The 14,270-nt window shown below is 65.1% G+C and carries 12 protein-coding genes and 1 pseudogene; 1 reads left to right on the forward strand and 12 read right to left on the reverse strand.

From position 1 onward, the window contains the following. Nucleotides 1-38 precede the first annotated feature (38 nt). The 11 genes and pseudogenes from BTH42_RS22735 to flhD all read right to left on the reverse strand — a co-directional run bounded on the left by BTH42_RS22735 (nt 39) and on the right by flhD (nt 11,776). Nucleotides 39-1,127 (reverse strand): chemotaxis response regulator protein-glutamate methylesterase, encoded by a 1,089-nt coding sequence (locus BTH42_RS22735; protein ID WP_075303517.1) that lies wholly within the window; start codon nt 1,125-1,127, stop codon nt 39-41. 5 nt (nt 1,128-1,132) lie between these two features. Then, entirely contained in the window at nt 1,133-1,876 is a 744-nt protein-coding gene (gene cheD, locus BTH42_RS22740) for a chemoreceptor glutamine deamidase CheD (RefSeq protein ID WP_075303418.1), read from the reverse strand. Next, entirely contained in the window at nt 1,873-2,826 is a 954-nt protein-coding gene (locus tag BTH42_RS22745; protein WP_075303419.1) for a CheR family methyltransferase, read from the reverse strand. Before BTH42_RS22745 ends, cheD begins: the two co-directional genes overlap by 4 nt. Before the next feature lie 364 nt (nt 2,827-3,190). Beyond that, the gene (locus tag BTH42_RS22750) at nt 3,191-5,116 is read right to left on the reverse strand and encodes a methyl-accepting chemotaxis protein (protein WP_075303420.1); all 1,926 of its coding nucleotides are present in this window, start codon (nt 5,114-5,116) and stop codon (nt 3,191-3,193) included. A 67-nt stretch (nt 5,117-5,183) separates the two neighbouring features. Beyond that, nucleotides 5,184-5,720, reverse strand: coding sequence for a chemotaxis protein CheW (locus tag BTH42_RS22755; protein ID WP_075303421.1), 537 nt, complete (start codon nt 5,718-5,720; stop codon nt 5,184-5,186). A gap of 57 nt (nt 5,721-5,777) precedes the next feature. Beyond that, a complete protein-coding gene (cheA, locus tag BTH42_RS22760) occupies nt 5,778-8,108 on the reverse strand; it encodes a chemotaxis protein CheA (protein ID WP_075303422.1) in 2,331 nt (776 codons plus the stop codon). A 98-nt stretch (nt 8,109-8,206) separates the two neighbouring features. Beyond that, nucleotides 8,207-8,584, reverse strand: a complete 378-nt coding sequence (locus BTH42_RS22765; RefSeq protein WP_075303518.1) for a response regulator — start codon at nt 8,582-8,584, stop codon at nt 8,207-8,209. A gap of 102 nt (nt 8,585-8,686) precedes the next feature. Further along, complete coding sequence (gene motB, locus BTH42_RS22770; protein WP_075303423.1) at nt 8,687-9,697, reverse strand: flagellar motor protein MotB; 1,011 nt, start codon at nt 9,695-9,697, stop codon at nt 8,687-8,689. A gap of 21 nt (nt 9,698-9,718) precedes the next feature. Beyond that, nucleotides 9,719-10,579: a flagellar motor stator protein MotA gene (gene motA / locus BTH42_RS22775; protein ID WP_075303424.1), complete on the reverse strand. Its 861-nt coding sequence runs from the start codon at nt 10,577-10,579 to the stop codon at nt 9,719-9,721. Between the two features lie 358 nt (nt 10,580-10,937). Beyond that, nucleotides 10,938-11,456: pseudogene (flhC, locus tag BTH42_RS22780) on the reverse strand (flagellar transcriptional regulator FlhC); the annotation flags it as partial. Beyond that, nucleotides 11,456-11,776, reverse strand: a complete 321-nt coding sequence (flhD, locus tag BTH42_RS22785) for a flagellar transcriptional regulator FlhD (RefSeq protein ID WP_075303425.1) — start codon at nt 11,774-11,776, stop codon at nt 11,456-11,458. The pseudogene flhC and the gene flhD, both read right to left, overlap by 1 nt. A 740-nt stretch (nt 11,777-12,516) precedes the next feature. On the opposite strand from flhD, the gene BTH42_RS22790 reads away from it, so the two are divergent. Continuing rightward, entirely contained in the window at nt 12,517-13,581 is a 1,065-nt protein-coding gene (locus BTH42_RS22790; protein ID WP_075303426.1) for a glycosyltransferase family 4 protein, read from the forward strand. A 298-nt stretch (nt 13,582-13,879) separates the two neighbouring features. Here BTH42_RS22790 and BTH42_RS22795 read toward each other — a convergent pair whose 3' ends face one another. Continuing rightward, a complete protein-coding gene (locus BTH42_RS22795) occupies nt 13,880-14,182 on the reverse strand; it encodes an H-NS family nucleoid-associated regulatory protein (protein ID WP_075303427.1) in 303 nt (100 codons plus the stop codon). Nucleotides 14,183-14,270 lie beyond the last annotated feature (88 nt).

A 14,270-nucleotide genomic window follows, 5' to 3' on the forward strand; every position in this document is an offset into this window, starting at 1 on the left:
TGTGCGGCGTGCCGCCGCGTGAATTCATCCGGCCCGCATCATACTCGTTGAACACGGTCGCCCATCGACGACAAACGCGCCATCACGCGCCGGCTCATATCCGGCAGCGCGGCGATTTCGTCGGCGCCGCCGAGCGCGATCGCCTCGCGCGGCATGCCGAACACGATGCAGCTCGCTTCGTCCTGCGCCAGCGTGTATGCGCCGGCTCGCTTCATTTCCAGCAGCCCGGCCGCGCCGTCGCGCCCCATGCCGGTCAGAATCACGCCGATCGCGTTCTTGCCCGCATGCTGCGCGGCCGAGCGGAACAGCACATCGACCGACGGACGATGCCGGTTCACCGGCGGGTCGTCGGACAGATGCGCGATGTAGTTCGCGCCGCTGCGCGCGAGCACCAGATGCGCGTGGCCCGGCGCGATATACGCATGCCCCGGCAGCACGCGTTCGCCATGCTCTGCCTCTTTAACGGTGATACGGCACAAACCATTGAGGCGTTGCGCGAAAGATTTCGTAAACCCGGGCGGCATGTGTTGCGCGATCAGCACCGCCGGCGCATCGGGAGGCAGCGGCACCAGCACTTCGCGGATCGCCTCGGTGCCGCCGGTCGATGCGCCGACGATGATCAGCTTCTCGGTACTGAGCAGCGGATTGTTGAACATCGGCGCGGCGCCGAGCGGCGCATGCGCGGCCGGCGCGGCCGCGTGCTGCACGGGCGCGGCCTGGCGCACCCGCGCGCGGGCCGCCGCGCGAATCTTGTCGGCGAGCTTTTCCGCGTAGTCGAGCATGCCGTCGCGAATGCCGACCTTCGGCTTGGTGACGAAATCGACCGCGCCCAGTTCGAGCGCGCGCAGCGTGATTTCGTTGCCGCGCTCGGTCAGCGACGACACCATCACGACCGGCATCGGCCGCAGGCGCATCAGCTTCTCGAGAAAGTCGAGCCCGTCCATGCGCGGCATTTCGACGTCGAGCGTCAGCACGTCCGGGTTGTGCTGCTTGATGAGCTCGCGCGCGACGAGCGGATCGGGGGCCGTCGCGACCACCGTCATATCCGGCTGGCTATTGATGATTTCCGTCATCAGGCTGCGGATCAGCGCCGAATCGTCGACGCACAGTACCTTGATCTTTTGCACAGCGCTCACGCCTCCTCTGTGGTTCTGGCGTTGTTGGAGTTAATCGGGCGCTCTCTCGCGCCGAACAGTTCGATACGCGGCCGCGCGGATGCGGACCCGGCGCCGGCCGTGGCGGGCGACTTCGGCGACGCGAACAGTTCGACCCGTTTGCGCGCCGCCGCGAGCCGCTCGGCGCGCGCTTCCGCGCTTTGCCGCACGAGCGCCTGTTCGCGCTCGGCGACGCCCGCTTCCTGCTGCAAGCGCAACTTCTTCACCATCACCTGACCGGTGCGCGGCATGAACGCGACCTTGCGCGGATGCGAGCCCTGCAGGTCCTCGGCGATGATGCGAATCTTTTCGGTGGCGAGATAGCGGCGCACGAACGCGGAGTTGCGATCGCCAATGTTCATCGTCGTCATGCCGGCCAGCACCGCGCCGCCGCCGAACACCTTCGCTTCGAAGCGCTCGCGCCGCCCGCCGGCTTTGATCAGTTCGTTGATCAGCACTTCCATTGCGTACGCGCCGTAGCGCATCGAGTCGGACGCCGCGTGCACGACGTCGGCGCCGTCGTCGGGCAGCATGAAGTGGTTCATTCCGCCGATGCCCGCGGTGCGGTCCTGGATGCAGGCCGCCACGCACGAGCCGAGCACGGTGACCAGCACCATGTCTTCGCTGGTCGTATAGAACTCGTTGGGCAACAGCTTCACGCCGGGGCGCTGAAAGTGGTTGTCGTAGTACAGGTTGGAGGCGATCGGCAGTGCGCTGCTCATGCCGCCACCCCGCTAGCCTGTTGCGCGCCGGCGCGGGCCGGCGCGCGGGCGCCGCCGGTGTCGCGGGTCAGTTCGTAGACGGTCTGGCCGCGCAGCCGGAACGCCTGGGTCACATACGTGAAGTTCTCCGAATGACCGGCGAACAGCAGACCGCCCGACTTCATCAGCGGCTCGAAGCGCGTGAGCACCTGGCCCTGGGTCGGCTTGTCGAAATAGATCATCACGTTGCGGCAGAAGATCGCGTCGAACTGCGTGCGCAACTGGTAGTCGCGATCGGTCAGGTTCAGCTGTTCGAAGCGCACCAGCGCGCGCACTTCGGGGCGCACCTTGACCATTCCCGCATGCGCGCCGGTGCCCTTCAGGAAGAAGCGCTTGAGCCGCTCGGGCGACAGGTGCTTGACCTGGTCGAACTGGTAGACGCCGGCTTCGGCTTTCGCGAGCACTTGTGTGTCGATATCGGTCGCGAACACCGATGCCTGGCGCGCGCCGCTTTCGCCGAGCGCTTCGATCAGCGTCATCGCGATCGAATACGGCTCTTCGCCGGTCGAGGCCGCCGAGCACCACACCGACACCGGCTGCGCGCGGCGTCGCACGAACTCGGCGAGGATCGGAAAGTGATGCGCTTCGCGGAAGAACGCGGTCAGGTTGGTGGTCAGCGCATTGGTGAACGCTTCCCACTCGAGCGGATCGTTTTCCGCTTCGAGCAGATCGAGATACTGGCGGAACGTATCGATGCCGCGCGCGCGCAGGCGTCGCGCGAGCCGGCTGTACGCCATGTCGCGCTTGTGGTCCGACAGCGAGATGCCGGCCACGCGATGAATCAGATCGCGGATGCGGGCGAAATCGGCTGTCGTAAATTCGAAATCGCGTCCCGTCTCGGCGGATCTGACCGGCTCGGGCCGGTCGGGTGCCGCCCGTACGGGGCGTTGTGGTGCACGCGTTGCCATCATGAGAATTCCTGTCTGCGATACGAGCGATCACGCTTGCCGCCCAGCCGTCCTGCGAGAGCGGAAGGAATTGTCCACGCGGGGTCGCGCCCACCCGCGAATTGAGTCGGCATGCGGTCGGCCCGCCACACGCGTTGTGCGCGTGCTTCGATGCTTCGCCCATTAGCGGGCGCGATGCCGATTGACCACATGTCGTCGTTCTGCCGTTGCCTGAAACTGTCGTTGCCTGAACTGCCGCTAGCTGAACTACCGCTAGCTGAAATTGCCGCTGCCTGAAATTGCCGCTACCTGAAACTACCGCTGCCTGAAGCTGCCTTTGCGTCGGACCGCCGGAGCGTGAAGCTGCCGGCGCCTCGACTTCCGCTACCTAAAACGTTTCCCAGTCCGCGTCCGAGCCGGCGCTTGCCGTGCTCTTCGCGGTTGCCGCGCCGCTCGTACCTGCCGTAGCCGCGCGTGCGGCCGGAGCCGCCTGCTTCGGTTTCAGCGCCGGTTCGGCGCGTGCTGCCGCGTCGTGGCCGGAATGGGACGGGGTCGGTGCGGTGCTGCCGGACGTCGCGGCGGTTGCCGCGTTCGCGGCCTTGCCCGTGTGCGCCGCGTGGTTTGCGCTCGCCGCGCCGGACGCATGCGTCGCGGCTTTGCCCGGCTGCGAAACCGCGCTGCCATTGCCGCCCGCCTGGGCCGCCAACGGCGCGCGCAGCGACGCACTCGCCGAACTCACCGCATAATCGCGCCCCGCGCCGCTCACTACCGTCCAGCCGTTCAACACCGTCTGCAACTGCCGCGTCTGATCTTCGAGCGACGCCGCCGCGGCGGCCGCCTGTTCGACCAGCGCCGCGTTCTGCTGGGTCACCGAATCCATCTGCACGACCGCGCGATTGACCTGCTCGATCCCGCCCGACTGCTCTTCCGACGCCGCGCTGATCTCGCCCATGATGTCGGTCACGCGTCGCACCGCCTGCACGATCTCGTCCATCGTCGTGCCCGCGCGGCCGACCAATGCCGAGCCGCTATGCACCTTGTCGGCCGAATCGCCGATCAGTTCCTTGATTTCCTTGGCCGCGCTCGCGCTGCGCTGCGCGAGGCTGCGCACTTCGCCGGCGACCACCGCGAAGCCGCGGCCCTGTTCGCCCGCGCGCGCGGCTTCGACCGCCGCGTTCAGCGCGAGGATATTGGTCTGGAACGCGATCCCTTCGATCACGCCGATGATGTCGACGATCTTGTCCGAGCTGGTCGCGATCGCCTGCATCGTCGTCACCACTTCGCTGACCACGTCGCCGCCGCGTTTCGCGATATCCGACGCGTTCACCGCGAGCTGGCTCGCCTGGCGCGCGTTCTCGGCGTTCTGCCGCACGGTGCCGGTCAACTGCTCCATGCTCGACGCGGTTTCCTGCAGCGACGCCGCCTGCTGCTCCGTGCGCTGCGACAGATCGGTATTGCCGGTGGCGATTTCGCGCGCGCCGGTATCGATCGATTCGGTGCTGCTGCGCACCGCGCGCACCATCGTCGCGAGGCTTTCCTGCATGCGCTTGATGCCGGCGAACAGACGGCCGACTTCGTTGTTGCCGCTGAACTCGACCGCGCGCGACAGATCGCCGGCGGCGATCCGCTCGAAGCACGCGGTCGCGTCCTTCAGCGGCTGCACGATCAACCCGCGCAGCGCGAAGCGGATGCCGACCACCAGCAGCAGCGCGAGCGCGGTGACCGCGACGATCAGCGTCGTCATCAGCGACGCGTTCGACTGCGCGCGCGCCTGCTCATCGAGCGCGCTTTGCCGCAACGCGTCGATCACCTTCGAGGCGGCCGCGTCGTACGCGACGAACAGCGGGCTGATCTTCGTGTCGGCGACCGCGTGATACGCGTCCAGATCGTTCGCGTTCAGCGCGGCGAATTCGACGTCGACGCCGTCGTGCATCACCGTGTTGCGTTTGGCCAGCACGTCGTCGAGCAAGGCCTGGTCGACGCCGTGCTTCGGCGCGCTCAGATAGGTCTGCCAGTTCTGGTTGCCCTTGCCGAGCAGTTCCTGCGCGCGCGCCAGTACCTGCTTCGCTTCGTCCGCGTTGCCGGCGGCCGTCAACGTGTTGTAGCGGTCGATCGCGACGCGCGAGCGCAGCAGATACGCGGACGCGTCGTCGAGCGCGTGGATCGCGACCAGTTCGCCGCCCGTGATGCGCTCAAGCGAATCGCTCGCGCGGCCGAGCGCGCTTAGACCCAGCGCGCCGACCGCCACGGTCAACGCCACGAGAAGAACCCCCACCATCGTCAACGAGGTGCGGATCGACCACCTGCTCAGCATCCTGACGCTCCCTGATCTATTGCTTGTTAGCTGTTGCCCGCGCGCGCCGCGACGGCGCGCCGCGCGTTCAAACGCCGAGCGTTTCGGTCAGCGCCATTTCCTGGCTGGTCATCAGTTTCTCGATGTCCATCAGGATCAGCATGCGGCCGTCGACGGTGCCCAGCCCCGTCAGATACTCGGTCGTCAGCGTCGCGCCGAATTCCGGCGCCGGCATGATCTGGTCGATCGCGAGCGTCAGCACGTCCGACACGCCATCGACCACCATCCCGACCACGCGATGCGCGACGTTCAGGATGATCACGACGGTCTGGTGGTCGTACTCGACGCGGCCCAGATGAAACTTGATGCGCATATCGACGATCGGCACGATGATGCCGCGCAGATTGATCACGCCCTTGATGAACTCGGGCGCGTTGGCGATGCGCGTGACGCTGTCGTAGCCGCGGATTTCCTGCACTTTCAGGATGTCGATCCCGTACTCTTCCGCGCCGAGCGTGAAGACGAGAAATTCCTGGCCGCCGGCGTCCGCCTGCTGCGCGTCGCGGCGACCATTCGTGCCGCTCGCGCCGGCGACGCTCGAATTGATGGATTGGACTTCTGCCACGTTAGCCCCCAAACGGTTGGGATGAAATAAGTTGAATGTGTAGTGCCGGGGCGCGCGTTACGCGAGGCTCATCGCGCTGTGTCCATGCGCATGGCGACTCTCGCGATTGAGCGCGGCGACGTCGACGATCAGCGCGACGCTGCCGTCGCCGAGAATGGTCGCCGCCGAAATGCCGTGCACCTTGCGGTAATTGGTTTCCAGATTCTTCACGACCACCTGCTGCTGGCCGACCAGTTCGTCGATCAGCATCGCGAAACGACGGCCCTCGGTCTGCATGATCGTGACGATCCCCTGGGTCGGCTCCTGCTTCGCCTCGTGCACGTTGAACACCTCGTGCAGCGCGACGAGCGGCAGATATTCGCCGCGCACCCGCACCACGCGCTCGCCGTTGGCGACCGTGTAAATGTCTTCGGCCTGCGGTTGCAGCGACTCCATCACGAAGTTCAGCGGCAGGATGAAGATCTCGTTGCCGACCTTCACCGACATGCCGTCGAGAATCGCCAGCGTGAGCGGCAACACGATCCGCGTGGTGCTGCCCTTGCCCGCGTGCGAGGTGATCTCGACGTGACCGCCCATCGACTGGATGTTGCGCTTGACCACATCCATGCCGACGCCGCGGCCCGACACGTCGGTGACCTGCTCGGCGGTCGAGAAGCCCGGCAGGAAGATCAGGTTCCAGACTTCCTCGTCGGTCATCGTGTCGCTGACCTGCATGCCCTGCTTGGCCGCCTTCGCGAGAATCTTGTCGCGGCGCAGGCCGGCGCCGTCGTCGCTGACCTCGATCACGATGTTGCCGCCGTGATGCGCGGCCGAGAGCACCAGCTGGCCGGTCGAATCCTTGCCCGCCGCGCGCCGCGCCTCGACCGTTTCGATGCCGTGGTCGAGACTGTTGCGCACGAGGTGAGTCAGCGGATCGATGATCCGTTCGATGAGGCTCTTGTCGAGTTCGGTCGCCTGACCGAAGGTGACGAGTTCGACCTCCTTGCCGAGTTTGGCCGCCAGATCGCGCACGAGGCGCGGGAAGCGGCTGAACACGTAATCCATCGGCATCATGCGGATCGACATCACCGCTTCCTGCAGATCGCGCGCGTTGCGCTCGAGTTGCGCCATCCCGTTGAAGAGCCGGTCGTGCAGCGCCGGATCGAACGTGCTGGTGGTTTCGGCGAGCATCGCCTGGGTGATCACCAGTTCGCCGACCAGGTTGATCAACTGATCGACCTTCTCGACGCCGACGCGAATCGAGCTGCCTTCGCCGGCGTTCGCCGCGGCTGCCGGGCGCGCCGCCTTGCGGTCGTGCTCGGCCGTTTTGGCGGCGGCCGGCGCGACGCTCGGCGGCTCGGCGAGACCGAGCGAGTTGCCGCCGGCGGATGCCGCCGGCTGCGATTCAATAGCGGCCGCGGCGATAGGGGCCTCAGGGACCGACGATGCCGCGAGTTCCGGGTAATGCACGGGCTGCGCGCTCGCCGCTGGCGCGGCGCTCGCGTGATGCCCGGGGTGCGCCGGCGTATTGACGGCAGCGGCGGGCGTTCCAGGTTCGCCCTGCTGCGCGTCGTTGGCCGGCGCGGTGCCGCGGCCGATCGTGATCTGACTTTCGTCGATCACGAAACAGCACACGGCGATGATGTCGTCGGAAGGGACGTCGGTCGAAAGCCACAGCATCAGATCGCTGCCGCTCTTGACCTGCCCGACGATATTGCCAAGATTGCCCAGCTCTTCGGCCAGCAGTTCCTGGTCTTTCTCTCCCACGCCCCGTAGCGTAATTTTCAGATGTGGGCCGGCGCCGTCGGCGGCGGCTGGCGCCGCGCCCGTTGCCGTGCCCGCGGCTTGCCCGGTCTGCGCCGGTTCGCCGTCGGTCCAGTCTTCGCCCGCCACCAGCACCGCCTGTTCGACGACGTGCTCGGGCGGGGTGCCGTGTTGTTCTGGTGTTGCTGCTGCTGCCGCGGCTGCCGTTGCCGGCGCGCTTGCGGCCGGTGCTGCTGCCGGCGCGCCGCCCGCGAGGCTTTCCGCGTGCAGCTGTTCGAGCTTCGCGCAGATCGCGCGCGCCACGGCCGCGTCGGGCTCGGCGCTCGCGCGGTAATCGGTGAGCTGGCCCGACAGCACGTCCTTGGTTTCGAGGAACGTGTCGATCATGTCCTTGCGGAGCACCAGTTCGTTGTTGCGCGCGCGGTCGAGCAGCGATTCGAGAATGTGGGTGGTCTCGGTCAGCGCGGTGAAGCCGAAGGTCGCCGCGCCGCCCTTGATCGAATGCGCGGCGCGAAAGATCGCCGCGAGGTCTTCGGGATCGGGGCTAGCGACGTCGAGATCGAGCAGCAACTGCTCCATCTGCGCGAGCAGTTCGTCCGCTTCGTCGAAGAACGTCTGATAGAACTGTGTGATATCGAGTGTCATGCCTGGTTCACCGCGAGGAATTCCTGTCTGGCGTGAGCTGCCGTGCAGCCGCGTCGAGAGCTGTCTGTACTGTGTTTAAGCCTGGTTTGCGACGATGCTCAGGCCGGGTCCGGTTCGGCCAGCGCCGCCACCAGCTCGGTCAGCATGTCCGGGTCGAGCGGTTTCTCGATCCAGCCGGTCGCGCCCGCCGCGCGCGCCGCCTCCTTGAACGGCTCGCCCGATTCCGTCGTGAGGACGAGGATGGGCGTCGCCTGATAGGCCGGGTTGTTGCGCAGCGCGGTGATCAGATCGAGGCCGGTCTTGCCCGGCATGTGCTGGTCGGTCAGCACCAGGTCGAACGCCATCGCGAGCGCGTTTTCGAGCCCCTCGTTGCCGTCCGCCGCCAGCGTGACCTCGTAGCCGGCGCCGGTCAGCGTCGCGGCGAGAATCTGCCGCATCGATGCCGAATCGTCGATTGCCAGGATGTGCCTGATCATGAAAACCTCGCTGCGCTTCATGTCTTGGCCGCCGGACCGCACGCGCCAGGCTGGCGCGGGCCGCGGCCCGGCGGCCGCGTTCTGTTACTGGAATAACCGGAGTTACTGGACCGCCGGCGCGGGCGCCGCTACTTTCGGCGCCGCCGTCGCCGGCTGCCCGAGTTTTTGCAGCAGCGGCTTCGAGCCGGCCGCGTCATCCGACAAAGTGGTGGTGGTCGAGTCGTCGTGATTGAGCGCCTCTTCCGACCGCTTGTTCAGCACGATGATGCTGATCCGGCGATTCTCCGGATCGAGCGGGTCCGCCTTGTTCAGGTTCTGCGTCGACGCGAGGCCGAGCACCCGCATCACCTTCGCCTCGTCCATGCCGCCCGCGATCAGCTCGCGGCGCGACGCGTTCGCGCGATCGGCCGACAGCTCCCAGTTGCTATAACCCTTGTCGCCGCCCGCGTACGGCACCGCGTCGGTGTGACCCTGCACGATGATGCGGTTCGGCACGTCGTTCAGCGTGTGGCCGATCTCGCGCAGGATGTCGCGCATGTACGGCTCGACTTCGTCGTTGGCGGTCGCGAACATCGGCCGCTTCTGCGAATCGACGATCTCGATGCGCAGACCCGTCAGCGTCGAATCGATGCGGATCTGCTGCTTGAACTGGCGCAGCACCGGGTTCGCTTCGATCGCGGCCATCAGCTTGACCTGCAGGTCGTGCAGACGGACCTGCTCGCGGCGCTCCAGCTCGCCTTGCAGCTGCTTCACCGCGTCCTCGTTGTTGTGCGACACGCTGTGCTGCGAACGGCTACTGCTGCTGCCGTCGGTGGTGCGCGTGATGCCTTGCGCGTCGGTCGAAATATCGCGGCCGCCGCCTTTCAGAATGCTCGAGTCTTCCGCGCTGCGATCGCCGCCCCACAGCGTGACTTTCAGCGGCTGGTTGAAGTAATCGGCGATGCCCTTCAACTGCACCGTGGAGGCCGAACTGAGCAGCCACATCAGCAGGAAGAACGCCATCATCGCGGTCATGAAGTCCGCGTACGCGAGCTTCCACGCGCCGCCGTGATGGCCGGCCTTTTTCGGCGCGGAGCGCTTGACGACGATCGCGCGGTCTTTGTCCTTGCTCATGGTCCGGTGCCCGCCGCTGCCTTATTTCGCCTTCACGCGCCGCACGTGCTCTTCGAGCTCGGCGAACGACGGACGCTCGGTCGAGAACAGCACCTTGCGGCCGAATTCGACGGCGATCGCCGGCGCATAGCCGTTCAGGCTCGCGAGGATCGTCACCTTGATGCACTGGAACATCTTGGTCGACTCGGTCACGCGCTGTTCGGCGACGCTCGCGAGCGGGCCGATCAGCCCGTACGAAAGCAGAATGCCGAGGAAGGTGCCGACCAGCGCCTGCGCGATCATCTCGCCGAGCACCGCGGGCGGCTTGTCGGCCGACGCCATCGTGTGGACCACGCCCATCACCGCGGCGACGATCCCGAACGCCGGCATCGCGTCGCCGACCTTGTTCAGCGCGTGCGCGGGCGCTTCGCCTTCCTGATGGTGCGTCTCGATCTCCTCGTCCATCAGGCTTTCGATCTCGAACGCGTTCATGTTGCCGCCCACCATCAGACGCAGGTAGTCGGTCAGGAACTCGACGATGTGATGGTCGGCGAGGATCTTCGGGTACTGCGTGAAGATCGGGCTCTTCGACGGATCGTCGATATCGGCCTCGAGCGTCAGCGTGCCTTCCTTGCGCGCTTTCGCCAGCAGGACGTAGAGGAGCCCCATCAGCTCCATATAGACGTCCTTGTTGTACTTCGCGCCCTTGAACAGGGTCGGGATGACGCGCAGGGTCGCCTTGATGGTCTTCATTCCGTTGCCGAGAATGAACGCGCCGACGCCGGCGCCAACGATCATCAGCACTTCGACGGGTTGCAGCAGCGCGCCAAGATGGCCGCCTTCGAGCGCGTAACCGCCGAAAACGGACAACAACGTCACGAGTGTTCCCACGAAAATCAGCACTGCTGGGCCCCTTACAAAAAGCGACGAAGACCGTCGTTAGTCTGGTTTACGGCAACCGGGCGGAAAACTTTCGGGGGGAAAAGGTTTGCGCCCCTCCGGTGTAAACCAGAGGGTGCGGGTGAGCCGCGCGCGGCGCTCAGAGTTCGGCGGTGGCGAGGGGTTCGGCGGCGGTCTGGCGCCCGGCGCTGACGGCTGGGGCGGGCTCGGGAGCGGCATGGCGCCAGGCGCTGGCGGCTGGGGCCGGCTCGGCGATGGCATGGCCGGCTCCGGCGAGCGCCGCGGTTGCCGCGGGCGCGACGTGGCGAGCCCCGGCGAGCGCCGGCGACGCCTCGAGCCGCTGCGCGACGGCCAGAGTCTGCGCGGCCTTCTTCGTCTTGCCCGCGCGCGACGGCGGCTGGCACAGCCCGCACACGAACGCGTGCTGCGGATCGTGCGCATGCGCGACGAAATGGCCGCCGCAACGCCGGCACACGCTTGTCTGCAACATGCCGGAGTCGAAAAAGCGCACCAGCGTCCACGCCCGCGTGAGACTCAATACCGGCTCGTCGTCGTGCAGATGCACGTGCTCCAGATACAGCCGGTAGCTCTTCACGATCGATTCGATCGCGCGGCAGCCGCCGTGACCGGCCATGAACCGGTAGATGTTGTAGAACAGCGAAGAGTGAAAATTCGGCTGCCAGGTCATGAACCAGTCGGTCGAAAACGGCAGCATGCCTTTCGGCGGCGATACGCCTTTGAGCTCCTTGTAGAGCTTGATCAGGCGGTCACGCGACAGGCTGGTCTCGGCCTCCAGCAATTGCAGGCGCGCGCCGAGCTCGATCAGCTCGATCGCCAGCGTGATTTCGCGGACTTCCAGAACGACGCTTTTACTGGCCATCAGCCGATCTGCTCGACCGGCTGGCTCGCCATCAGGATCGCCGAATGCGCCTGCGCGACGGTGCTCGACTTGCCCTTGTCGGCCAGCGTGGACAGCACCGCGTGATCGTCGAAGCGAAAGCGGCACAGCATCTGGTTCGACGCCGCCAGCTTGACGGTCTGCGCGAGCGACAGATTGGCCAGCACGTCGGCGAGCTGGTCCGAAATACCCATCCGAAACATGCCCATCGGCTTGTCTTCGCGCAGCAGACGCTGGGCGAGCAGCAGATAGGAAAGGTTAACTTCCCTGATCTCATTGAGCATATCGCTATTCGTGCTCATGATTTCCCCCGTTTATATATCCGGCTGGTCAGGCCGTTTTGGCGAAAACGTTTGCTCGAACGCGCGCACTTAACCGCGCGAAACGGCTCGTTTCTGGTCTTGCGAGCATTGTGTCGAAACGGGGGGCTACGGGAAATCGGAGAGACACCCAGCCTGTTTGACGGATTAATCCGTCATTTCTGTAGGAATTTTTCCTACAAGCATGGCTGCGGTAAATGGGGGCGGGGTGTTCAGGCGAGACGCGCCAAAGAGCTGACGATGCGCGCTGGGAATTTGTGTCGGCGCCGCGTGTACCGGATGGTGAATTTTAGGGACCGGCCCGGAGCACCGCTGAAATGCCGGCCAATTATATGACGTTTTGTCGCACCCGCAGCGGGCCGAATTAGACGGCGCGCTCGCCCGCCGCCACGGCCGGGCGCGCCGCTTGCTCAGGTAAATCGGGCCGCGCGGGCGCCGATTCAGACAGGCGGCGCAACAGTGGCCCGTTCATATTAAGTAAGTAATGCGGACCGGTACGACAGCTGTAACGGTCGATGTTTCGCGCTGTAACAACATTAAGCGTTTGAAAAATAACTCGAATTAGCGCGGTCGATCCCGATAATGAAGCTAAGGGATAACCCGATACAGATTCGGCTCACCCCCGGGCGGGGGCACACCGCGCCCAACCGTCCGTCCGGCATTCGCTGCGCGCTAATCGAGCGCCACCGCGCGAAGCCCTGGCAAAAAACAGGAGAAACCGTATGCGAATCGCACAAATCGCGCCGCTTTATGAAGCAGTCCCCCCGAAACTCTATGGCGGCACCGAACGCGTCGTGTCGTATCTGACTGAAGCGCTGGTCGACCTCGGCCACGACGTGACGCTGTTCGCGAGCGGCGATTCGGTCACCTCGGCGAATCTGGAGGCCTGCTGGCCGCGCGCGCTGCGACTCGATCCGACGATCCGCGACGCCTTGGCGCCGCACGTGCTGATGATGGAAAAGGTCCGCAAGGTCGCGCACGAATTCGACGTGCTGCACTTTCACCTCGACTACATGCCGTTCCCGCTGTTCACGACCATGGACACGCCGTTCGTGACGACGCTGCACGGCCGTCTGGACCTGCCGGAGTTGCAGCCGGTATTCGATGCGTTCTCGCATGTGCCGGTCGTGTCGATTTCCGATTCGCAGCGTCTGCCGCTGCAACAGGCCAACTGGCTCAACACGATCTATCACGGTCTGCCGGAGCAACTGCTGACGCCGCAAACGCACAAGAAGCCCGAGTACCTCGCGTTCCTCGGCCGCATCTGTCCGGAAAAGCGCGTCGATACAGCTATCAGGATCGCCGCGCAAAGCGGTCTGCCGCTGAAGATCGCCGCCAAGGTGGACAAGGTCGACATGGAGTACTTCAAGCGCGAGATCGAGCCGCTGCTGTCGATGGCGCATGTGGAGTTCGTCGGCGAGATCAACGAGGCGCAGAAGCCCGAGTTTCTGTCGGGCGCGAAGGCGCTGCTGTTCCCGATCGACTGGTCGGAGCCGTTCGGCCTTGTGATGATCGAGTCGATGGCGTGCGGCACGCCGGTGATCGCGTACAACCGCGGTTCGGTGCCGGAAGTGATCGACCACGGCGTGACCGGTTATATCGTCGAGGACGTGCAAGGCGCGGTGGCCGCGCTGCAGCGTCTGGACGAACTGTCGCGAACGGAAATACGCGCGCAGTTCGAACGCCGCTTCAGCTCGAAAACGATGGCGCAGAACTATGTCGACGGCTATACGGCATTGATTGAAACGCAGCGGCGCCCGGTATTGCGCCAGGTGGCGGTCGGCTAACTCGCGTGAAAGCGGCTTGTCATTTGCGACCGGCCGCTTTCCATCCGCTTTGAACCGGCGCTTTGAACCTTCGCTTTGAACGGTCATTAGCCGGACGAATCCGCCAGCTGAATCGTTTGCGCGAGCGCAAATTGCGAATTTCGCCCCAGCCGACGAGAAAAAGCCGCCCCGCATGGGCGGCTTTTTAATACGCGATTGACGACACTCGATCTCGTATTAGTACGCGGCCAATACGCATCGCCATCTAACGATCTTCAGCCCGCTTTCACGCTTCCCACGTGGCTGACAGTCGCGGCGTTCATGCCGAACCGATCAAAAAGCGTTCGCGATTCTTGCCGACGATCCATTTCGGCGGCTTGCCGCGCCCACTCCACGTATTGCCCGATTTCGGATCCTGGTACTTGGCCGGCAGCGGCGTCTTCTTCGGCGGCCGGCCGCGCTTGGCGGCGACCGCAAAGCCGAGGTCCTGCGCCGTCAGACCATATTCGGCGATCTTCTGGCGGATGTCAGCGATTACGTTGTCGACTTCGGTGCGCCGCGCTTCGTCCGCTTGCGCCTGCAATTTGGCGATCTGCGCTTTCAGATCTGCATATTGAGACATTCGGTTCTCCCTTTTCCAGAACTCATTTGACCGCAGACTAGCTGCAATTATAAAAATCCGCAATGGCTAATAATACCGGCATAGCAAA

The organism is Burkholderia sp. SRS-W-2-2016, from assembly GCF_001931485.1.
GTDB lineage: Bacteria > Pseudomonadota > Gammaproteobacteria > Burkholderiales > Burkholderiaceae > Paraburkholderia.

Coding starts and splice junctions, on each gene's coding strand:
- cheD (WP_075303418.1), bottom strand. CDS start 1,876: ATGAGCAGCGCACTGCCGATCGCCTCCAACCTGTACTACGACAACCAC.
- BTH42_RS22745 (WP_075303419.1), bottom strand. CDS start 2,826: ATGATGGCAACGCGTGCACCACAACGCCCCGTACGGGCGGCACCCGAC.
- BTH42_RS22750 (WP_075303420.1), bottom strand. CDS start 5,116: ATGCTGAGCAGGTGGTCGATCCGCACCTCGTTGACGATGGTGGGGGTT.
- cheA (WP_075303422.1), bottom strand. CDS start 8,108: ATGACACTCGATATCACACAGTTCTATCAGACGTTCTTCGACGAAGCG.
- BTH42_RS22765 (WP_075303518.1), bottom strand. CDS start 8,584: ATGATCAGGCACATCCTGGCAATCGACGATTCGGCATCGATGCGGCAG.
- motB (WP_075303423.1), bottom strand. CDS start 9,697: ATGAGCAAGGACAAAGACCGCGCGATCGTCGTCAAGCGCTCCGCGCCG.
- flhD (WP_075303425.1), bottom strand. CDS start 11,776: ATGAGCACGAATAGCGATATGCTCAATGAGATCAGGGAAGTTAACCTT.
- BTH42_RS22790 (WP_075303426.1), top strand. CDS start 12,517: ATGCGAATCGCACAAATCGCGCCGCTTTATGAAGCAGTCCCCCCGAAA.
- BTH42_RS22795 (WP_075303427.1), bottom strand. CDS start 14,182: ATGTCTCAATATGCAGATCTGAAAGCGCAGATCGCCAAATTGCAGGCG.